Origin of the sequence: Ornithinimicrobium pekingense DSM 21552, assembly GCF_000421185.1 — a bacterium.
GTDB classification, from domain to species: domain Bacteria; phylum Actinomycetota; class Actinomycetes; order Actinomycetales; family Dermatophilaceae; genus Ornithinicoccus; species Ornithinicoccus pekingensis.
Window position 1 is genome coordinate 37,022 of sequence record NZ_ATWJ01000015.1, and the last position, 20,144, is coordinate 57,165.

At 72.5% G+C, this 20,144-nt stretch carries 20 protein-coding genes and 2 tRNA genes; 12 read left to right on the top strand and 10 right to left on the bottom strand.

Translation table 11 applies throughout. The annotated features are described in order from the left end of the window. Positions 1-105 precede the first annotated feature (105 nt). The gene (locus tag K330_RS0117110; protein ID WP_022923037.1) at positions 106-720 is read right to left on the bottom strand and encodes a GNAT family N-acetyltransferase; all 615 of its coding nucleotides are present in this window, start codon (positions 718-720) and stop codon (positions 106-108) included. 95 nt (positions 721-815) lie between these two features. Next, positions 816-3,386 (bottom strand): aminopeptidase N, encoded by a 2,571-nt coding sequence (pepN, locus tag K330_RS0117115; protein ID WP_022923038.1) that lies wholly within the window; start codon positions 3,384-3,386, stop codon positions 816-818. Between the two features lie 103 nt (positions 3,387-3,489). Here pepN and K330_RS0117120 point away from each other — a divergent pair, with 103 nt between their 5' ends. Both K330_RS0117120 and K330_RS0117125 read left to right on the top strand, forming a co-directional pair. Beyond that, positions 3,490-4,131, top strand: coding sequence for a mycothiol-dependent nitroreductase Rv2466c family protein (locus tag K330_RS0117120; protein WP_022923039.1), 642 nt, complete (start codon positions 3,490-3,492; stop codon positions 4,129-4,131). 96 nt (positions 4,132-4,227) lie between these two features. Then, positions 4,228-4,695, top strand: a complete 468-nt coding sequence (locus K330_RS0117125; RefSeq protein ID WP_022923040.1) for a ribose-5-phosphate isomerase — start codon at positions 4,228-4,230, stop codon at positions 4,693-4,695. A gap of 84 nt (positions 4,696-4,779) precedes the next feature. Here the strand turns inward: K330_RS0117125 and K330_RS0117130 are convergent, their stop codons facing one another. The 3 genes from K330_RS0117130 to K330_RS0117140 all read right to left on the bottom strand — a co-directional run bounded on the left by K330_RS0117130 (position 4,780) and on the right by K330_RS0117140 (position 5,852). Then, a complete protein-coding gene (locus tag K330_RS0117130; protein ID WP_022923041.1) occupies positions 4,780-5,025 on the bottom strand; it encodes an antitoxin in 246 nt (81 codons plus the stop codon). Between the two features lie 92 nt (positions 5,026-5,117). Then, the gene (locus K330_RS0117135; RefSeq protein WP_022923042.1) at positions 5,118-5,753 is read right to left on the bottom strand and encodes an SIMPL domain-containing protein; all 636 of its coding nucleotides are present in this window, start codon (positions 5,751-5,753) and stop codon (positions 5,118-5,120) included. Between the two features lie 25 nt (positions 5,754-5,778). Then, positions 5,779-5,852 (bottom strand) — tRNA-Gly (locus K330_RS0117140). A 95-nt stretch (positions 5,853-5,947) separates the two neighbouring features. On the opposite strand from K330_RS0117140, the gene K330_RS0117145 reads away from it, so the two are divergent. Beyond that, positions 5,948-6,024, top strand: a tRNA-Pro gene (locus K330_RS0117145). A gap of 86 nt (positions 6,025-6,110) precedes the next feature. Next, the gene (tig, locus tag K330_RS0117150; RefSeq protein WP_022923043.1) at positions 6,111-7,502 is read left to right on the top strand and encodes a trigger factor; all 1,392 of its coding nucleotides are present in this window, start codon (positions 6,111-6,113) and stop codon (positions 7,500-7,502) included. A 90-nt stretch (positions 7,503-7,592) separates the two neighbouring features. Here the strand turns inward: tig and K330_RS0117155 are convergent, their stop codons facing one another. Genes K330_RS0117155 through K330_RS0117170 form a run of 4 tightly spaced genes read right to left on the bottom strand, consistent with a single transcriptional unit; the run spans position 7,593 to position 11,584 of the window. Then, positions 7,593-8,861: an FAD-dependent oxidoreductase gene (locus K330_RS0117155; RefSeq protein ID WP_022923044.1), complete on the bottom strand. Its 1,269-nt coding sequence runs from the start codon at positions 8,859-8,861 to the stop codon at positions 7,593-7,595. Between the two features lie 25 nt (positions 8,862-8,886). Then, entirely contained in the window at positions 8,887-9,513 is a 627-nt protein-coding gene (locus K330_RS0117160; RefSeq protein ID WP_229665776.1) for a maleylpyruvate isomerase family mycothiol-dependent enzyme, read from the bottom strand. A 32-nt stretch (positions 9,514-9,545) separates the two neighbouring features. Next, positions 9,546-10,424, bottom strand: coding sequence for a fumarylacetoacetate hydrolase family protein (locus K330_RS22065; protein ID WP_022923046.1), 879 nt, complete (start codon positions 10,422-10,424; stop codon positions 9,546-9,548). Continuing rightward, positions 10,421-11,584 carry a cupin domain-containing protein gene (locus tag K330_RS0117170; RefSeq protein ID WP_022923047.1) on the bottom strand — a complete coding sequence of 388 codons (1,164 nt, stop codon included), beginning with the start codon at positions 11,582-11,584 and terminating at the stop codon, positions 10,421-10,423. Before K330_RS0117170 ends, K330_RS22065 begins: the two co-directional genes overlap by 4 nt. A 102-nt stretch (positions 11,585-11,686) precedes the next feature. On the opposite strand from K330_RS0117170, the gene K330_RS22070 reads away from it, so the two are divergent. The 4 genes from K330_RS22070 to K330_RS0117190 all read left to right on the top strand — a co-directional run bounded on the left by K330_RS22070 (position 11,687) and on the right by K330_RS0117190 (position 14,598). Then, on the top strand, positions 11,687-12,481 hold the full coding sequence (locus K330_RS22070) for an IclR family transcriptional regulator (protein WP_022923048.1): 795 nt from the start codon (positions 11,687-11,689) through the stop codon (positions 12,479-12,481). A gap of 123 nt (positions 12,482-12,604) precedes the next feature. Then, a complete protein-coding gene (locus K330_RS0117180; protein WP_022923049.1) occupies positions 12,605-13,162 on the top strand; it encodes a DUF305 domain-containing protein in 558 nt (185 codons plus the stop codon). Continuing rightward, positions 13,159-14,037, top strand: a complete 879-nt coding sequence (locus K330_RS0117185; protein ID WP_022923050.1) for a potassium channel family protein — start codon at positions 13,159-13,161, stop codon at positions 14,035-14,037. The genes K330_RS0117180 and K330_RS0117185 overlap by 4 nt, the downstream gene beginning before the upstream one ends. A gap of 48 nt (positions 14,038-14,085) precedes the next feature. Further along, positions 14,086-14,598, top strand: a complete 513-nt coding sequence (locus tag K330_RS0117190) for a DUF421 domain-containing protein (protein WP_022923051.1) — start codon at positions 14,086-14,088, stop codon at positions 14,596-14,598. A gap of 37 nt (positions 14,599-14,635) precedes the next feature. Here the strand turns inward: K330_RS0117190 and K330_RS0117195 are convergent, their stop codons facing one another. Next, positions 14,636-15,568 carry a DMT family transporter gene (locus K330_RS0117195; RefSeq protein WP_229665777.1) on the bottom strand — a complete coding sequence of 311 codons (933 nt, stop codon included), beginning with the start codon at positions 15,566-15,568 and terminating at the stop codon, positions 14,636-14,638. Between the two features lie 205 nt (positions 15,569-15,773). Between K330_RS0117195 and K330_RS0117200 the strand changes: the two genes are divergently transcribed. The 4 genes from K330_RS0117200 (at position 15,774) to clpX (ending at position 20,115) form a co-directional block, all read left to right on the top strand. Continuing rightward, on the top strand, positions 15,774-16,385 hold the full coding sequence (locus tag K330_RS0117200) for an ATP-dependent Clp protease proteolytic subunit (protein WP_022923053.1): 612 nt from the start codon (positions 15,774-15,776) through the stop codon (positions 16,383-16,385). A 63-nt stretch (positions 16,386-16,448) separates the two neighbouring features. Beyond that, positions 16,449-17,102, top strand: a complete 654-nt coding sequence (locus K330_RS0117205) for an ATP-dependent Clp protease proteolytic subunit (RefSeq protein WP_029202820.1) — start codon at positions 16,449-16,451, stop codon at positions 17,100-17,102. Positions 17,103-17,193: 91 nt separating this feature from the next. Then, on the top strand, positions 17,194-18,762 hold the full coding sequence (locus K330_RS0117210) for a hypothetical protein (protein ID WP_156875865.1): 1,569 nt from the start codon (positions 17,194-17,196) through the stop codon (positions 18,760-18,762). Between the two features lie 78 nt (positions 18,763-18,840). Next, on the top strand, positions 18,841-20,115 hold the full coding sequence (clpX, locus tag K330_RS0117215; RefSeq protein ID WP_022923056.1) for an ATP-dependent Clp protease ATP-binding subunit ClpX: 1,275 nt from the start codon (positions 18,841-18,843) through the stop codon (positions 20,113-20,115). Positions 20,116-20,144 lie beyond the last annotated feature (29 nt).

Sequence of the window (20,144 nt, forward strand, 5' to 3'; positions counted from 1 at the left end):
GACCGGGGACGTGGTGTGCCCGCCCCTTTCCCGACCGGGGACGTGGTGTGCGCACGTCTGCCGCGACCGGGGACGTGGTGTGGGCGCTAGCCGGTGGCGGGTGGCTCACAGGTCGAGGCGCATGACGACCCGGCGCGGCGTGGGGGCGGCGACCTGCCGCATACCCGCCGCCTCGAACATCGGAACCGTCCCCACGTGCAGCTCCTCGTCGATGACGGCCGTCGTGGTGATCGGGTAGGCCTCGAGCGCGGAGGCGCCCCGGCCACGCGCGAAAGGGACGGCGGCGAGAGCCAGCGCGCTGCCGATGCCGCGCCGGCGGTGCCCGGCGCGGACGAAGACGCAGGTGACGGCCCAGACCGACGGGTCTCGCCGGTCCTCGGTGCGGTCCTTCCACGGCACGGTGAAGACCCGCACGAGCCCCTGGTATGCCGTGCGCGGCTCGACCGCGCACCACCCCACGGGCTCGTCACCCGAGTAGGCGACGAGCCCGCTGGTCGCCGGCGCCGTCGGATCGCCGCACGAGGTCTGGTCGTGCCACCGGGAGGCGCGCTCCTCGGCGGGGAAGCTGCCGAACGCCTCGCCGCGCGCCAGCTTGTAGCGCTGGCAGAGGCACCTGCTGCCAGGACCTCTCGTGCCGAGGACGGCGTCGAGGTCCTCGCACGCCGCCTCGTTGGCGGGCACGATCCGTAGCCGGTCCCCGGGGACGCCGACGGGGCTCATCCCTGCACCGTACGTCCTCGGTCGCCCGGGGAGCGTGCATGCGACGTCGTCGGTCGCCCGGGGAGCGTGCACGCGACGTCGTCGGTGGGGGAGGGTCAGGCGCGGGCGTCGACCGCCTGGGCCTGGAGGGCGCGGGCGACGGCGTCACGGTTCTCCGCGAGCGTGCGGCGCAGCGAGTTGGACACGTGCGGGTGGCTGTCCAGCCAGGCCTGCGTCGCGTCGCGGAGCTCGGCGGAGGCGACCGCGTGGGGGTAGAACCCGACGGCCAGGGACTCGGCGATGTGGTGTGTGCGCTCGTCCCAGACCTTCTCGATGACCTCGTGGTAGCGGCCCACGTAGGGCTCGAGCAGCGTCGGGTCGTGCACCCAGCCGAAACCCAGGGCGGTCGAGGCCAGCACGGAGTTGGACAGACCGTCCTGCTCGACCGCGGCCTCCCAGGCGGCCTGCTTGGCCTCGGCGGTCGGTCGGGCCGCCCGCGCGCGGGCAGCCTTCTCCCGGCCGGTCGCGGTGTTGTCGCGCTCCTGCTCGGCCGCGACCTGCTCCTCGTCGGCGGCGCCGGCCGCGGCCAGCGACGTCAGCAGCGTCCAGCGCATGTCCTGGTCGAGCTCGAGACCCTCGAGCACCTGCTCCCCGGACAGGAGCCCGGCGACGCGGGCGACGTCCTCCTCGGACCGCGCGAGCGCCGCCCACGCGGTGACCAGCTGCAGCTGGGCGTCGCTGCCGGCGGCGGCGGCCTCGCCCGCCGAGCGCAGCCCGGCGGCCAGCTCGGCCACGACGTCGTCGCGGTGCGCGGGCGCCGTGTAGGTCAGCGCCGCCGTCGTCACCTGCTGGATGAGCACGCGCAGGAGCGTGGAGTCGGACTCGCCGGGCAGCGCCTGCAGCACCAGCCGCACGTAGTCGGTGGCGGCCATCTCGCCGTCGCGGGTCATGTCCCACGCGGCACCCAGCACCAGGGCGCGGGGCAGCGAGTCGGTGAAGGCCCGCACGTGCTTCAGCGCGGTCGCCAGCGAGCGGCGGTCGAGACGGATCTTGGCGTAGGCCAGGTCGTCGTCGTTGACCAGCAGCAGGTCCGGCGCGGGCCGGCCGACCAGCTGCGGCACCTCGGTCCGCTCGCCGTCGACGTCGAGCTCCTCGCGGTGGGTGCGCACGAGGGCGCCGTCGACGAGGTCGTAGAGTCCCACGGCCAGGCGGTGGGGACGCTGGGTCGGGTGCTCCTCCGGCGTCGTCTGCACGATCGCCAGGGAGGTGATGGTCCCGTCCTCGGACACCTCGACCTGCGGGGTCAGCGTGTTGACGCCCGCGGTCTCGAGCCACACCCGGCTCCAGGACGACAGGTCACGGCCGCTGGTCGCCTCCAGCTCGACCAGCAGGTCGGCCAGCGTGGTGTTGCCCCAGGCGTGCTTGGCGAAGTAGGCGCGCAGCCCGTCGCGGAAGGGCTCGCGCCCGACGTAGGCCACGAGCTGCTTGAGCACCGAGGCGCCCTTGGCGTAGGTGATGCCGTCGAAGTTCACCTCGACCGCGGCCAGGTCGACCATGTCGGCGGCGACCGGGTGGGTGGAGGAGAGCTGGTCCTGCTTGTAGGCCCAGGCCTTCTCGGCGGTCCCGAAGGTGGTCCAGGCGTCCTTCCACCGCGTGGCCTCGGCCTGGCAGGTCGTCGAGGCCCACTCGGCGAAGCTCTCGTTGAGCCACAGGTCGTCCCACCAGCGCATGGTGACCAGGTCGCCGAACCACATGTGCGCCAGCTCGTGCAGGATCGTCAGCGCCCGGCGCTCGACCAGCGCCTCGGTCACCCTGGACCGGAAGACGTAGCTCTCCACGATGGTCACGCAGCCGGCGTTCTCCATCGCGCCCATGTTGTACTCCGGCGTGAAGATCTGGTCGTACTTGGTGAAGGGGTAGGGCTGGTCGAACTCCTCCTCGAAGAAGGCGAAGCCCTGCTTGGTCACCTCCAGGATGTTCTCGGCGTCCAGGTGTGGGCGCAGGCTCCGGCGGCAGAACACACCCAGCGGCACCTCGCCGGCGCGGGTGCTGACCGCGTCGCGGACGACGTCGTAGGGGCCGGCGACCAGCGCGGTGATGTAGGAGGAGATCCGGGGGGTGGGCGCGAACTCCCAGCGCGCCACCTCGCCCCCGTCGACGTTCGCCGCGTCGGGGGCCGGGACGGGCTCCGGCGTCGGCTCGTTGGAGATCACCTGCCAGTGCGCCGGCGCCGTCACGGTGAAGGCGAAGGTGCCCTTGAGGTCGGGCTGCTCGAACGCGGCATACATGCGGCGGCTGTCCGGCACCTCGAACTGGGTGTAGAGGTAGACCTCCCCGTCCGCCGGGTCGACGAAGCGGTGCAGGCCCTCGCCGGTGTTCATGTAGATGCCCGTGGCGTCCACGACCAGCTCGTTGTCGGCGGCGAGGCCGTCCAGCCGGATCCGCCCGTCGGCCCAGACCTGCGCGGGGTCGAGCTCGGTGCCGTTGAGCACGACCGACTCCACCGAGCGGCCGACGAAGTCGATCCAGGTCTGCGCCCCCGGCCGGGCGCAGCTGAAGCGCACCCGGGTCGTGGTCCGGAACGTCTCTGGCCCCGCGGTGAGGTCCAGCGCCACCTCGTAGGACTCGGTGGCGATCAGCTGCGAACGGCTGGTCGCCTCGTCGCGGGTCAGGTTCGTACCGGGCATGCAGGGCTCTCCTCGGGAGGTGAGGTCGGTCGGACGGGACCCGGCGCGGGTATGGGGTGGGCCGGGTCGGCCCCTGCCCGCCGCCGGGTGACACGATGGTGCCATGACACAGACCACGGCACCTAGCCGCGACCGCGCCGAGATGTTCTTCGACCCCGTGTGCCCCTGGGCCTGGATGACCTCCCGCTGGATGATGCAGGTGGAGCAGGTCCGCGACCTCGACGTCACGTGGTCGGTCATGAGCCTGTCGGTCCTCAACGAGCACCGCCACCTCGACGAGGGTTACCGCGAGATGCTCGACCGCTCCTGGGGCCCCGTGCGTGTCATCGTCGCGGCCACCCAGGGCCTGGCCGAGGACGAGGCCAACCTCCTGCGCAAGCGGATGTACGACGCGTTCGGCCAGCGGATCCACCTGGACCACCGCGGCACCGAGCACCTGGACCAGATCATCGACGAGGTCGTCGACGAGCTGGGCCTGGACCCCGCCCTGAAGGAGGTCGCCGGCCGCGACGACGTGGACGAGGCGCTGCGGGCCAGCCACCAGCGGGCGATCGACCTCGTCGGCGACGACGTGGGCACCCCCGTCATCTCGGTCAACGACGTCGCCTTCTTCGGTCCGGTCGTGACGCCGGCACCCAAGGGCGAGGCCGCCGGGCGGCTGTGGGACGGCTGCGTCCTCGTCGCCGGCACACCCGGCTTCTACGAGCTGAAGCGCACGCGCGAGGCCCACCCCGACTTCAGCTGACCCCCGTGCCGGGGGCGGTCACCGGACCGGCCGTCCCCGGCCACCTCTCCGCCCAGCACCCGCACACCCCTTCCACACCACACAGGAGCCCGACCCATGCGCGTCCACATCGGCGGCGACCACGCGTCCTACGAGCTGCAGCGCGACCTCGTCACGTGGCTCGGCCAGCAGGGGCACGAGGTCGTCGACCACGGCCCGCTCGACTACGACGCGCTCGACGACTACCCGGTCTTCGTGCTGCGCGCCGCCGAGGCCGTCGCCGCCGACCCGGACAGCCTCGGTGTCGTCCTGGGCGGCTCCGGCAACGGTGAGCAGATCGCGGCCAACAAGGTCGCGGGGGTGCGGGCCGCGCTGGCCTGGAAGCCCGAGCTGGCGAGCCTGGCCCGTGAGCACAACGACGCCCGCGTCGTGTCCGTCGGCGCCCGGATGCACTCGACGCAGGAGGCGCGCGAGATCGTCGAGGCGTTCCTGACGACGTCCTTCTCCGGGGACGAGCGCCACGCGCGCCGGATCGCCATGATCAGCGCCTACGAGTCGGACGGCACCCTCCCGCCTCTGGGCTGAACGCCGGTGCGGCGGCTGCCGCGCAGCAGCGGACGGCCCCGTGCACGCTGTCGCGCACGGGGCCGTCCGGGATGCTGGGCCGGCTCAGGCCTTGTCCGCCGGCGGCGTGCCGAAGTCGTCCTGCTGACCGTCCAGGCCGTCGAGGTGGTCCCGGGCGGCGTCGCCGCCCTTGTCGATGTGCTCGCCGTACTTGCCCCCTGTGCGCTCGTCGGCGAACTCCGTGCCCCGGTCGATGCCCTGGTCGATCCGGTCGGAGTGCTGGTCGACCGCGTCGGACACCTTGTCGTCGTGCTGACCGAGGGCGTCCTTGGCCTTGTCCATGAAACCCATGGTTCGGTCCTTCCTTCTCTCGGGACGGTCGCGATGGCGACCCGTACCCCTCCACCCGAGCACGGCGGGGAGGGCCTGTCGACCCGAGCCGCTCAGTCGCCGAGCTGCCAGGTCACCTCGACCGTGGCCGTCACCTCGTGGTCGGCCGGGCCCACGACAGGGCCGCCCGCCGCCGCCATGCGTGCCTCGGCGCGGGGGAACGGCTGGACGGGACCGTCCACGAGCTCGCGCACGTGGAGGACACCGACGACGGCCCGGCCCGCGAGCGCCGCATACTGCTCCGCCCTCCCGCGGGCGTCGTCGAAGGCCGCCTCCCGGGCCCGCCGGTCCAGCTCGGCGGTGTCCGCCAGCTCGGCCCGCAGACCGGTGACGCCGAGGGCGTCACCGACGACCTCGCCGAGTCGCCGGACGAGGTTGCCGGCCGCCGACGGGTCGGGGGCGCGCAGCTGCAGGGACTGGTATGCGGTGTGCCCCACCTGGGTCCCCTGGTGGTCGTGCCGGGGGTGCACCCCCAGGCCGGAGGTGCGCAGGTCGACCCCGGGAAGGGCGTCGTGCGACGCCTGCGAGGCGCCGGTGAGGGCCTCGATCGCCTCGGCGACGCTGGCCCCGTGGCCCTCCAGCTGGAGGTCGAGCACCAGGGTGTCCGGCACGGCGCCGGCCCGCCCCGTGCCGATGACGACGACCGTGCCGGGGACGGCAGGCGGCTGAGGGAGGGTCTGGCTGGTCATGCCCGGACACTACGCCCGGGGGAGGTGGAGCGGGTGACGGGAATCGAACCCGCGTAGCCAGTTTGGAAGACTGGGGCTCTACCATTGAGCTACACCCGCACGGCACTGCGACGGCCGCGGGTCCGGTGGTCCGGACTGCGCGACCGAGCCGATAGTCTATCCCTTCGGGGCAGGTGCTCGGCGCACCGGCCCTGCGGGGTATGGCGCAGCTTGGTAGCGCGTCCGCTTTGGGAGCGGAAGGCCGCCGGTTCGAATCCGGCTACCCCGACCACCTACCATGGTGAGACGACACCCGTCGTGCCCTCGAGCAGTCCTGCGTGCACGGCATACCCCCAAGACCCCTCTGGAGCACCTGCAGTGAAGAGCGCTGTCGAGAACCTGACCCCGACCCGGGTCAAGCTGACCGTCGAGGTCCCCGCCGCCGACCTCAAGCCCCGCCTGGACGCGGCCTACCGCACCATCGGCGCGCAGGTGCAGGTGCCCGGCTTCCGCAAGGGCAAGGTCCCCAACCGGATCATCGACCAGCGGTTCGGCCGTGGCGCCGTCGTGCAGGAGGCCATCAACGAGGCGCTGCCGGAGTACTACTCCCAGGCGATCGCCGAGCAGGAGCTCAAGCCGCTGGGCCAGCCCGAGGTCAACCTCACCCAGCTGCCCCTCGAGGACGGCCAGGACCTGACCTTCGAGGCCGAGATCGACGTCGTCCCGCCGTTCGAGCTGCCCGACTTCTCCGGGATCTCCGTCGAGGTCGACCCTGTCGCCGCCTCCGACGAGGACGTCGAGACCCGCATGGAGTCGCTGCGCGGCCGTTTCGCCACGCTCAAGCCGATCACCCGCAAGGCCAAGACCGGCGACCACACCACGATCGACCTGTCCGCCAAGATCGGTGACGACGAGATCGACTCCGTCACCGGTGTCTCCTACGAGATCGGCGCGGGCAACATGCTCGAGGGCCTCGACAAGGCGCTGCGCGGCACCAAGGCCGGGGAGACCGTCGAGTTCACCGCCCCGCTGGCCGGCGGCGACCGGGCGGGCGAGCAGGCCGACGTCACCGTCACGGTGCAGGCGGTGAAGGCTCGGGAGCTGCCCAAGCTCGACGACGAGTTCGCCCAGCTGGCCAGCCCGCACGACACCCTGGAGGAGCTGCGCGAGGACCTGCGCAAGCAGGCTGAGCAGGCTGCGAAGTTCGAGCAGGGCATCACCGCCCGCGACAAGGTGCTCGACGCGATGCTGGACATGGTCGAGATCCCCGTGCCGGAGAACCTCGTCGAGGCCGAGGTCCACCGTCACCTCGAGGGCGAGAGCCGCCTCGAGGACGACACCCACCGCGCCGAGGTCACGGAGTCCACGACCAAGGCGATGAAGACCCAGTTCCTGCTGGACGCGCTCGTCGAGCGTGACGGCGTCGAGGTCGACCAGGGCGAGCTCATCGAGTACATCATGATGACCGCCCAGCAGTACGGCATGAACCCCCAGGAGTTCGCCCAGCAGATCGACCAGGGCGGCCAGGTGCCCGCGATGGTGGCCGAGGTCGGCCGCCGCAAGGCGCTGGCCTCCGTGCTCGAGGCGGCGACCGTCACCGACACCGACGGCAACGTCGTCGACCTCAACGAGATCGACCCCTCCGAGGAGGACGACGACGAGGGCGAGCTCGACGTCGACGAGCTCGACGAGTCCGACCTGCAGGACTCCGACGGTGAGACCGCCGAGCCGCAGAGCGGCGAGCAGGCGAGCGACGAGGCCAAGGCCTGACGCCAGCCTCCCTCAGACAGCAGGCGGCGGCCCTGCGACCCGGACGGGTCGCAGGGCCGCCGCCGTGTCCGCAGGCATGTCGGGCGCGGGTCAGCGGCCGGCGGCCCGCCCGGCCGGCTCCCGCGTCAGCGGCACCGGCTCGAACATCGGCGGCAGCTCCTCCGGCGTCAGCGCCGTGGGGCCGTAGAGCCAGTCGGTGAAGGAGTAGTCGGTGGTCTCCCGCGCGCGCAGGAGCGTGTTGCGCACCTCGCGCTGCTCGCCGTCCAGGTGCCACAGCTCGCCCCACCTCCGGCTCGTGGCGAGCACCCGGGCGGTGTGCCGGGTACGCACGTCGCTGTAGGCACGCAGGACCGGCTCCCAGTCGATCGTGTCACCGGTGGCGCCGGCGGCCAGCTGCCGCTCGGCGTGGGCGCCGAGCACCCAGGCGTCCTCGATCGCCATGATCGCGCCCTGGGCGATGTACTGCAGCGGCGCGTGCGCGGAGTCGCCGAGCAGGACGACGCGGCCCGCGACCCAGTCGGGCAGCGGCTCGCGGTCGAACATCCGCCACCACCGGTCGCGCCACATCAGCGGCAGCCCGGCCTGGATGTTCTCGTGCATGCCGGCGAAGGCGGCGTCCAGCTCGTCGGGGGTGCCCCAGTCCTCCTCGCCGGCCAGTGCCTTGGGCGACTCGAAGACCGCGACCTGGTTGAACATCTCGCCCTGGCGCAGCGGGTACTGCACGAAGTGGCAGCCCGGCCCGACGTAGACGACGACGCCGTCGGCCATCACGTCGAGCTCGGCGACCTGGTCGATCGGCACCGCGCCGCGGTAGGCGACGTAGTGGGAGCTGACCGGCTCGTCGTCGGCCAGCAGCCGGCGGGCGACCGACCGGATGCCGTCGGCGGCCACGACCAGCCGCGCCTCGTGCGACCCGCCGGCGGTGACGACCACGGCTCCGTCCTCGACGTCGTCGTAGCCGGTGACGCACGCGCCCGTCACGAGGTCGACCCCGGCCCGCTCGCAGGCGCGCAGCAGGGTGCCGTGCAGGTCGCTGCGGTGGATGACCATGTAGGGGTAGCCGTAGCGGCGCTCGAGGTCACGCAGGTCGAGCCGGGTCAGCACGGTGCCGTCCACCGCGTCCTTCATCACCATGTGGTCGGGCAGCACGCCCAGGCTCTTGACCTCCTCGAGCAGCCCGAGCTGGTCGAGGATGCGCGTGCAGTTGGGGGCGATCTGCAGTCCGGCGCCGACCTCGCCCAGCTCGGCGGCCTGCTCCAGCACCCGGACGCCCAGGCCGAGCTGGGTCAGCCGCAGCGCGGCGGCCAGGCCGCCGATGCCGCCGCCGACGACGACGACGTCCTTGTCCCGTGCGGTCATGTCTGGTCCTTGTCGTGGGGCGCCGTCACAGCCAGCGCGGCAGGGTCGGGACGGGCGAGCCGTCGGCGGTGGTGAGGCCGGCACCGTCGCCGCGGCCGGCCAGGTATGCGGCCACCTGGGCGGGCGGGCCGCTGACCTCGGGCGCGTGGTCGCCGGGGGTGCTGGCCCGCTTGGCGCGGATGTCCTCGGACAGGTCCTGCAGGAATCCCTCCGGCAGGTCGGCGAACTCAGTCCCGGTGCCCAGGTCGACGGCGTGCACCATGACCTCGCGGGCCCGCATCCACGGGACCTCGGTGGCGGGGACCGTGCGGCCCTGCGCGGTGCGGACCGGCCGCTGCCACTGCTCGTCGGTCAGCGCGTCCAGGTCCGCGGCGAGCGCGGCGGCGGAGGCGGCATACCACTCGCGCAGCTCGGGCACCGGGCGCGTCGAGCCCGCCTCGATGTCGGCGTCGCGCTGGTCGGTCGAGGCGTACATCGGGGTCTCGACCCCGGTGCGCGCCCAGGTGGCCAGGTTGCGCAGCGCGTCGGCGTTGGCGGCGAGGTGGGCGAGCAGGTGGCGTCCGGTCCAGCCCTCGAGCCGGGTGGGGCCCAGCAGCGTCTCGTCGTCGGCCGCCGCCAGCGCGCGGTCGAGGATGTCGGTGCCCTGGTCCATCCAGGCGCGGGACCTCTCGGGGGACGGGGCCATCAGACCGCGGCCCCCGCGGCGGAAACGGCCGCGACGGCAGGGTCGCCGCCGTCCGCCACGACGAGGTTGTCGCAGCGACCCAGGCCCTCGACCTCCGTCACGACCCGCTGGCCGGGCCGGAGGTAGACGGCGGGCCTGCGGGCGTGGCCCACGCCTCCCGGGGTGCCGGTGGCGATGACGTCGCCGGGGCGCAGCGTCACCATCGTGGACAGGTAGGACACCAGGGCCACGGGGTCGAAGAGCAGGTCGCCGGTCGAGTCCTCCTGCATGACCTCGCCGTCGACGGTGGTGCGGACGGTGAGGGCGGGACGGGTGCCGCCGACCTCGTCGGGGGTGACCAGCCAGGGGCCCAGCGGCGTGGTCGCCTCCCAGTTCTTGCCCTGCAGCCACTCACGGGTGCGGAACTGCCAGTCGCGGCAGGTCACGTCGTTGAGAACGGCGAAACCGGCGATCGCGTCGGAGGCGGTGGCCTCGTCGGCGCGGCGCACCGTGCGGCCGATGACCACCGCGAGCTCGACCTCCCAGTCGAAGGCCTCGGTCTCCTCCGGACGGCGGATCTCGTCGCCCGCGCCGACCAGCGTGTCCGCCACCTTGGAGAACACCGTCGGGTAGTCCGGCAGGTCCCGTCCCATCTCCTGGATGTGGCCCCGGTAGTTGAGCCCGACGCAGAAGATCTTGCCGGGCCGGGTCACGACGGGGGCGTAGTCGACGCCGTCCAGCGGGACGTCCCGGCCGTCGACGGAGGCGGCGGCCTGCCAGTCCGGCCGCTCGAGCAGGGCGCCCACGTCGGCGGCGTCGAGGAGGGTCGCCGTGCCGGCGGCCTCGTCGATGCGGGCGGCGCGCGTGCCCTCGGGCGTGCGGACGGTGGCGAGCTTCATCGGGTGGTCTCCATCCGGTAGAGGTCGAGCTTGTCGAAGATCGGGGTGTCGCTGAAGCGGAACAGGTCGAGGGCGCCGGAGTCGGAGTCGGAGGCGCTGGCCTCGGACCGGATCGACAGGGGCTGCCAGGACGGCACGACGAACATGTCGCCGCGCTGCACCGACCAGGAGTGCTCGCCGACCGTGACCCGGCCGGTGCCGTCGAAGACCTGGTAGACCGACGAGCCCACCTCGCGCACCGGCGCGGTCTCGGTGCCGGAGGCGATGCGGTGCATCTCGGTGCGGATCGTGGGCAGCACGTCGCGGGCGTTGGTGGGGTTGGTGAACCGGACGGCGGCGTGGCCGGGCTCGAGGACCCCCGGGAAGCCCTCGGCCTCCAGGTCGAGCTGGTCGGCCAGCGCGGCGTCGGTGTCGGCCCAGCGGTAGCGCAGCAGCGGGCTGCCCGAGCTCTCGTCGAGCATCGACACGGGCCGCAGCCCGGGGTGGCCCCACAGCCGCTCGGCGCGGGAGCGCTCCGGCGTGGCGTGCTCGGCGTCGCTGATCTGGTCGCGCCCGAACTCGAAGAACTGCGCCTCGGTCGTGTACTGGAAGGGGATGTCCAGGCCGTCGATCCACGCCATCGGGCTGGTCGCGGCGTTGTGGTGGGCGTGCCAGTTCCAGCCTGCCTGCGGCAGGAAGTCGCCCCGGGTCATGGGGACGGGGTCCTCGCCCACGACGGTCCACACGCCCTCGCCCTCGACGACGAAGCGGAAGGCGTTCTGGGTGTGGCGGTGCTCGGGGGCGTCCTCACCGGGCATCAGGTACTGGATCGCCGCCCACAGCGTCGGCGTCGCGTAGGGCTTGCCCTCCAGGGAGGGGTTGGCCAGGGCGATGGCGCGGCGCTCACCGCCGCGGCCCACGGGCACGAGGTCGCCGGCCTGGCCGGCCAGCTCGAGCAGGTTCTGCCAGCGCCACAGGTGGGGGCTGGCCTTCGACCGCGGGTGGGGCGGCATGAGGTCGCCGATCTCGGTCCACAGCGGGACCAGCAGCTCCTTCTCGAAGTTGCGGTAGAGCATGTCGAGCTCGGGGCTCGGGACCGGCTGGTCGGGGGCGTCGGTCGCGCGCACCTGGACGGGGGAGACCGGACGGGGGGCGTCGGGGTCCGCGATCTGGTCGGTCATCGTCTCTCTCCTTGGGCTCTGCGGTCCCGCCACGGCGTCGGTGCGGTCCTCGTCGCCTCCACTCTGACGCGTTTTCTGCTGACGTCCCTAGAGTGTTCTGCTATGAAGAAGAAGCCGCCCTACGCGTTGTCCAGCGTCGACAACGCGCTGGTGCTGGCGACGGTGCTGCGCACCGAGGGCTCCCTGACGGTGACCGAGGCCGCCCGCCGGCTCGGGGTCGCGCCCTCCACCGCCCACCGGCTGCTGGCGATGCTCGTCTACCGCGACTTCGCGGTGCAGGACTCCTCGCGCCAGTACCGTCCCGGGCCGGCCTTCTCCCTCGAGGAGCACCAGGGCCTGGGCACCGGGATGCTGCGCGAGCTGGCCACGCCGCACCTCGAGGCGCTCGCCAGCCGGACGGGGGAGTCGGTCAACCTCGTGGTCAGGGTCGGGGAGTTCGTCCACTTCATCGCTTCCTGGGAGAGCACCAAGCCGCTGCGCGTGGGCAGCCGCGAGGGTATGACGTTCCCGGCCCACCTGACCTCGGGCGGGCTCGTGCTGCTCTCCCAGCTCAGCGACGCCGAGCTGGCCGACCTCTACGCCGAGCAGCGCTGGGCCGGCCGCGAGGCCCAGCGTCCGGACCTGCTGCGGCTGCAGCGCGAGCTGGCCGGCGTGCGGCGCTCCGGGGTCGCGGTGCAGCGCAACCGCAGCGAGTCGGGGGTCAGCGCGGTCGGGCTGTCCCTCGGCGACACCGGCCTGACGCCGGCGGCGCTGTCGGTCTCGATGCCGACCCTGCGCTTCGACCCCACCGACCTGGAGCACTGGGTGGGCCAGCTGCGCCGGGCCGTGCACGACATCCGCGAGGTGCTGGAGCGCGAGCTGGCGGCCCGCTCGGGCGGAGCCTCCGCCGGGGGCTGAGCCACCCGTCTGTCCGAGCGAGGACGCGTGGTCCGTGGTGGACTGGCAGCGTCCGACGGCGGTGAGACCGTGCGCCACACGCGACGGCCCCTCCCGCCCCGCAGCGAAGGGAGATCCCAGGCGATGACACCCGCCGACCCGCACGAGGAGCGCACGAGGCACGAGCGGAAGATGTACCTGGTCTTGGCCGCGATGATCACCACCTCGACGGTGACGATGTTCCTGCTGACCTACACCAACGCCTGGACCTGGGCGCACATGAGGTTCAGCGAGGAGCGGGTCTACATGGCCCTCCTCATGGGCTCGGCGATGGCCATCATCATGCTCGGCTTCATGTGGGGGATGATGTACAGGAACGTCACGGTCAACCTGGCGATCATCGCCGGGGCCGTCGTCCTGGGCCTCACCGCGCTGTGGCTGTCCCGCTCCCAGACCCTGGTGGACGACCAGGCGTACATGAACGGGATGATCCCGCACCACTCGATCGCGATCCTGACCAGCGAGCGGGCCGACATCGACGACGTGCGCGTGCGGCAGCTGGCCGACGAGATCATCGAGGCCCAGCGCAGGGAGATCGCCGAGATGACGTGGCTCGTGGACGACATCGAGCGCAACGGCGTCGTCACCACCGACCAGGAGGCCGAGCAGCGACGGGTGCCCGAGCTGGGCACGTCTCCGTGAGCCTGGTCGCCGCCACGGTCCTGACGGCGGGCGGGGTGCTCGTCATCCTCGTGGGCCTGTGGGACATGTTCCACACCCTGCTCCACCCCACCGGGCAGGGTCGCCTGAGCACCTGGGTGCTGGCCGGTGCCTGGCGGCTCTCACGGGTGACGGGGCACCGGGTCGGGTCGGCCGTGGGACCGGCCGCCATGGTCGCGGTGATCCTGCTCTGGGTGGCGCTGCAGGTCCTGGGCTGGGCGATGGTCTACCTGCCGCACGTGCCGGACGGGTTCACCTACGGCTCCGGGGTGGACCCCGCCCTCTACCCCGACGTCGTCGAGTCCGCCTACGTCTCGGCGGTGACGCTGACCACGCTCGGCTACGGCGACGTGGTCGCGACCCAGCCGTGGATCCGGGCTGCCAGCCCGCTGCAGGCGCTCACGGGGTTCGCCCTGCTGACGGCGGGCCTGACGTGGTTCACCCAGATCTACCCACCTCTGTCCCGGCGGCGCGCCCTGGCCCTCGAGCTCAAGGGCATGGCCGAGACCGACCTGGCCGACGACCTCGAGGCGGACCCGGCGGTGGCGACCCGAGCGCTGGACACCCTCGCCGCCGAGGTGGGCAAGGTGCGGATCGACTTCGCCCAGCACAGCGAGGGGTTCTACTTCCAGGAGAGCGACCCGGACCTGTCGCTCGCGCGGCAGGTCGGCTACCTCCTGACGCTGCGGGACGCCGCGCTCGCCTCGTCCGATGCGCTGGTGCGGGGGAGCGGGGGGCGGTTGTCGCTGGCCGTCGAGCAGCTCAGCTCGGTCCTGGACGAGAACTTCCTCCACCGCGGCGGCGAGCCGGCCGAGGTCTTCACCGCCTACGCCACCGAGCACGGCGACGGGCCGTAGCCACTCGGGCCGGCCCGGCGCCGGCCCGCCAGACGAAAGGAGCCCCTCGTGTGGTTCGACTCCTGGTCCGCGGTCCTGCGGATTGTCCTCGTCGGCGCCGCGTCCTACGCGGCGCTGGTGCTGCTGCTGCGGCTGGTGGGCAAACGCCTCCTGGCCAAGCTCAACGCCTTCGACCTGGTCGTGACTGTCGCGCTGGGCTCGGTGCTCGCGACCGCCGTGCTGAGCAAGGACGTCCGCTACGTCGACGCCGTGGCGGGGATGGCGCTGCTGGTCGCCGCGCAGTGGGTGGTGACGCGGGTGACCACCTGGCTGCCGGGCGGTCGCTGGTTCGTCAACGCCGAGCCCACCCTGGTCGTCGCCCGCGGGGAGGTGCTCGAGCACGCGCTGACGCGGGCCCGGCTGACCCGCGGCGAGGTGCTGCAGGCCGTCCGCTCCTCCGGTCAGGGCGGCCTGCAGGACGTCGCGGCCGTGGTCCTCGAGCCGGACGGGACCCTCAGCGTCGTCACCCGGTCCTCGGCCGGTGACGAGCGGGCGCTGGCCGAGGTGCCCGGGTGGGCCTGAGCCGGCTCGCGTCCGGGTGACGGGGTGGCGGGCGTGCTCAGCCTGGCACGGACGAGCGCGCCCGCGTCACGACCGCCGGCCGGGCCGACCGCTGCTCGTGCAGCGCCAGCGCGGCCACGGTGACCAGGACGACCGCCATCCCGAGCCACTGGGTCGGGCTGGGGCGGACGCCGAAGGCCGCGACGCCCACCAGGGCCGCCGTGAGCGGGAAGGCCAGCTCGGCCAGGGTGGCGCGGGAGGCGGGGGTCCGGCCGAGCGCCAGGTAGTAGAGGACCATTGCCGCCAGGCCCGGGAGCAGCGCCAGCGCCGCGATCGACGGCAGCGCCGACGGCGGCACCGCCAGCGGTGTCGAGGTGGACGCGGCGAGGACCGCGAGCGTGACCAGCCCGACGGTGAAGCGCAGTGCGACGAGGTCACGGAAGCGCAGCTCGGCGCTCGCGGCCCGTCCCAGCACGGTGCCGGCCGCCCACAGCGACGCCGCGCCGAGCGCCAGCAGGGCCGCCTGCGCGCCGGCCACCGTCACCCCGAGCGGGTCGGCGAAGGTGAGCAGCCACGCCCCGACGAGGGCGGGCAGCAGGAACGCCGCATACCGGGGCCGTAGCCGCTCGCCCAGCAGCACGGCGGCGAGCGCGAGGGCCACCAGGGGCTGGAGCTTCTGCAGGACCTGGGGCGTGATCGGGTCGCCGAGCCGGAAGGCCGTCGTGAAGAGCACGGTGGCCAGGGCCGAGGAGCCGGCACCGATGACCAGCACGGCGGCCCGGGTGCGCCACGAGGAGACCAGGAGGCGGCGGACGGCCGGTGCCAGCCAGGGGCTGACCAGCACCACAAGCAGCAGGTGCTCCCAGAAGACGATCGCCAGCGAGGGCAGCTCCCGTGCGAGCGGGTCGCGCCACAGCGCGGACAGGCCCCAGAACGAGGCCGCCAGGGCGACCATCCACGTGCGGTCCGTCCCGACCCTGGCTGCGCTCACGTCGTCAGCCTCTCACGGGCGAGGGGCCGGGCCTGGCGGGTATGCCGTGCCCGCGCCGCGACCGGCTGCGCTCAGGGCGAACACGCACCGGGTGCGGGAGTGTCGCCCCGCGAGCGGGCGTTAGGGTCACTGACAGGCTTCGCCAACGACCGTCGCGCCACCACCGACCGGGTGGCGCGCGGCATACCAGGAACGAGGACGACACATGACGAACGGGACCGAGAACCGCCCGACCATGGCCGAGCGCCCGGTCGCCGGTCTTGACGACCAGATCTACAACCGGCTCCTCAAGGAGCGGATCATCTTCCTCGGGTCGGACGTGCGCGACGACAACGCCAACGCGATCTGCGCCCAGCTGCTCCTGCTGTCCGCGGAGGACCCCGAGAGCGACATCTGGCTCTACATCAACTCCCCGGGCGGCTCCGTGACCGCCGGCATGGCGATCTACGACACGATGAAGTGGGTGCCCAACGACGTCGCCACCGTGGCGATGGGCCTGGCCGCGTCGATGGGCCAGTTCCTGCTCTCGGCCGGCACGCAGGGCAAGCGCTACGCCACCCCGCACGCCCGCGTCATGATGCACCAGCCCTCCGGCGGCATCGGCGGTACCGCCTCGGACATCAAGATCCAGGCCGAGCAGATGCTGCACATCAAGAAGCAGATGGCCGAGCTCATCGCCGAGCACACCGGCCAGAGCGTCGAGCAGATCGAGAAGGACTCCGACCGCGACCGCTGGTTCACCGCGCAGGAGGCCAAGGAGTACGGCTTCGTCGACCACGTCTTCGAGTCCTCCGCCGACGCCTCCACCGACCGCTGACCGGCCCGCGACGAGACGACGAAGAGAAGAGCTGACATGAACCTCAACCCCTCTGCCGCCTGGATGGGTGCGACCCCCGCGGGCGGCCGTGCCCCGGCCGGCCCCTCCAGCCGCTACATCCTGCCGCAGTTCGAGGAGCGCACCTCCTACGGGATGAAGCGCCAGGACCCCTACACCAAGCTGTTCGAGGACCGCATCATCTTCCTCGGCGTGCAGGTGGACGACGCCTCGGCCGACGACATCATCGCCCAGCTGATCGTGCTGGAGAGCCAGGACCCGGACCGGGACATCCTGATGTACATCAACAGCCCCGGCGGCTCGTTCACGGCGCTGACCGCGATCTACGACACCATGCAGTACATCAAGCCCGACGTGCAGACGTTCGTCATCGGCCAGGCGGCCTCCGCCGCCGCCGTGCTGCTCGCGGCCGGCGCCAAGGGCAAGCGGTTCGCCCTGCCCAACGCGCGGGTGCTCATCCACCAGCCGGCCCTCATGGGCGGTGACTACGGCCAGGCCTCCGACATCGAGATTCAGGCCAATGAGGTGCTGCGCATGCGCAGCTGGCTGGAGGAGACCTGGGCCAAGCACTCGGGCAAGACGGTCGAGGAGGTCCAGAAGGACATCGAGCGCGACAAGATCCTCACTGCCGCCGAGGCCAAGGAGTACGGTCTGGTCGACGAGGTGCTCGCCTCGCGCAAGGCGTCCCTGGACGACTGACGCTCAGAGCCGGTCTGATCCGGCCGACGAGACGCCGTGCCCCGCCGGGGTGCGGCGTCTCGTGCGTCGGCCCCCGGTAGGGTGCGGCCCCGTGACCCGAGTGCTGCACTGGACGACGCGGGGTCTGGCGCTCCTGCTGGCCGCCGTCGCGGTCGTGGCGCTGGTCGCGCCCCGCAACACCTGGTTCGTCCTTCCCGCCGTGACCGTGTGGGTCGTCACGGCGGCCGTGGTGCTGCTCCCGCTGGCCGGCCGACGCGCACGGAGCCGGGTGGCGGAGGCCGTCGCCCGACGGCCGGCGGCGGCGGTCGGCCGGGGCACCGCCGTCGCCGGGCTCGTCGTGGTGGCGCACCTGCCGCTGGCGCTCATCGACTTCGGCTGGGACGCGCGCCAGGTCTACTGGGGGGCCGAGCTGCTGGCCGCCGACGAGGAGCTGGCCGGGTCCCGGGTCGAGTACTTCGCGAAGTACCCCAACAACATCCCGCTCCTGGCGATGCTGTCGGCCGCCGCGAAGGTCGGGTCCTGGGCCGGGCTGTCCCCCCTCGCCGGGATGCTGGTCGCGCAGACCGTCGGCCTGCTCGTCGTCGTCTGGTGCCTGGGGTCGACGCTGGTCCGGCTCGACCGCCCCGGCGCGGTCTGGCCGGTCCAGGCCCTGGCGACCGTGCTCCTGGGGCTGAACCCCCAGGTCGCCATCCCCTACGCGGACCTGCCGACCGCGACGTTCGTGGCGGTCGCGCTGTGGGCGGGGGCGCGTGCCTGGAGGGGTGGCGGCCGGGGCTGGTGGGCCCTGGCCGCCGTCGGCCTCGTGCTCGCCGTCAGCCTCAAGCCGTATGCCGTCGCCCTCGCGCTGGGAGCGCTCGCCCTGGTGCCCGGGCTCGCCGCACGGCGCGGGCGGCTGGCCGCGACGGTGACGGTCGCCGGTGCCGCCGCCGCGCTGGCCGTCGGGGTGCTCGCCGTGCACGCCGTGTCCGCCCGGGTCACCGGCCTGCCCGAGGAGCGGCTCGTGCAGGTCCAGCACCCCTACCCGGTGGAGCACTTCCTGGCGATGGGGACCTACGACTCGCAGGACCCCTCACCGACCCGCGTCTACGGCGGCTGGAACTGGGAGCACGCCTCCGCGATGAAGCACGAGCGGGACCAGCAGGTCCGCCGCGAGATCTCCCGGGACAAGATCGTGGCCCAGGTGAGCGAGCGTGGTGTGCTCGGCAACCTCGCCTTCGTCGCCCAGAAGGTCGCCTGGACCTGGGGCGACGGCACCTTCTGGGCCCACGGGGAGGGGCAGGACGCGGCCCGGCCCGGCCTGCTGCCGGGCGCTCTCGGCCAGGTGCAGCAGTGGTTCGTCGGCAGCGGCGAGCCCTACCGGCAGCACACCGCCGGGGTGCTGCAGGGGGTGTGGGTGGCCACGCTGCTGCTGACGGCGGCCGGCCTGTGGCGCGCCCCGGCCTCTCCGTGGGTCGCCACGTGCGCCCTCACGCTCGTCGTGCTGACGGCATACCTGGGCGTGTTCGAGACGCGCCCCCGCTACCTCGTCGCGCTGCTGCCCGTGCTGCTGGTGCTGGCGGGACTGACGGCCGGACGGGCCTGTTGCGCTGAGAGCGGACAGTACGCAACACGCCTCGGCCCTGAGCGCAAAACAGTGGGCGCCGACGGCCCGGCAAGGTAGCGTCGGGGCAAGGACGGGCGACGTGACGCCAGACCGGGCAGTCGCCGCCCACCGCGCGCAACCGAAGGGAACTCTCGAGTGGCACGTATGGGTGAGAGCAGCGACCTGCTCAAGTGCTCCTTCTGCGGAAAGAGCCAGAAGCAGGTCAAGAAGCTGATCGCCGGACCCGGCGTGTACATCTGCGACGAGTGCATCGACCTGTGCAACGAGATCATCGAGGAGGAGCTGGCCGAGTCCTCCGACCTCGGTCTGGGCCAGCTGCCCAAGCCGCGCGAGATCTTCGACTTCCTCCAGCAGTACGTCGTGGGCCAGGACCCGGCCAAGCGCGCGCTCGCGGTGGCGGTCTACAACCACTACAAGCGGATCCAGGCGGGGGAGAACCGGGTCGGCGAGGACGCGGTCGAGATCGCCAAGTCCAACATCCTGCTCATCGGCCCGACCGGTTGCGGCAAGACCTACCTGGCCCAGACCCTGGCCAAGATGCTCAACGTCCCCTTCGCGATCGCCGACGCGACGGCGCTGACCGAGGCGGGCTACGTCGGCGAGGACGTCGAGAACATCCTGCTCAAGCTCATCCAGGCCGCCGACTTCGACGTCAAGAAGGCCGAGACGGGCATCATCTACATCGACGAGATCGACAAGATCGCACGCAAGAGCGAGAACCCCTCGATCACCCGTGACGTCTCCGGCGAGGGCGTGCAGCAGGCGCTGCTGAAGATCCTCGAGGGCACGGTGGCCAGCGTCCCGCCGCAGGGCGGCCGCAAGCACCCGCACCAGGAGTTCATCCAGATCGACACCGGCAACGTGCTGTTCATCGTGGGCGGGGCCTTCGCGGGTATGGAGAAGCTCATCGAGGCGCGCTCGGGCAAGCAGGGCCTGGGCTTCGGCGCCGAGCTCAAGGCCGCCAAGGACGCCGGGGAGCACTTCAGCGACGTGCTGCCCGAGGACCTGATGAAGTTCGGGCTCATCCCGGAGTTCATCGGCCGGCTGCCCGTGATCACCACCGTCGCCCCGCTCGACCGCGACGCCCTGGTCAACATCCTCACCGAGCCGCGCAACGCTCTCATCAAGCAGTACCAGCGGATGTTCGAGATCGACGGCGTGGAGCTGGAGTTCGCCGACGACGCGCTCGAGGCCATCGCCGACCAGGCGCTGCTGCGCGGCACCGGTGCCCGCGGCCTGCGCGCCATCCTCGAGGAGGTGCTGCTGCCGGTGATGTTCGACGTCCCCTCCGACGACGAGATCGCCAAGGTGGTCATCACCCGAGACGTCGTGCAGCAGAACGTCAACCCCACGATCGTCCGGCGCGACGTGCCCCCGCGCAAGCGCCAGCAGCGCAAGGAGAGCGCCTGAGGTTCCTCGCCGGTCGGGCTCGCGCCCGT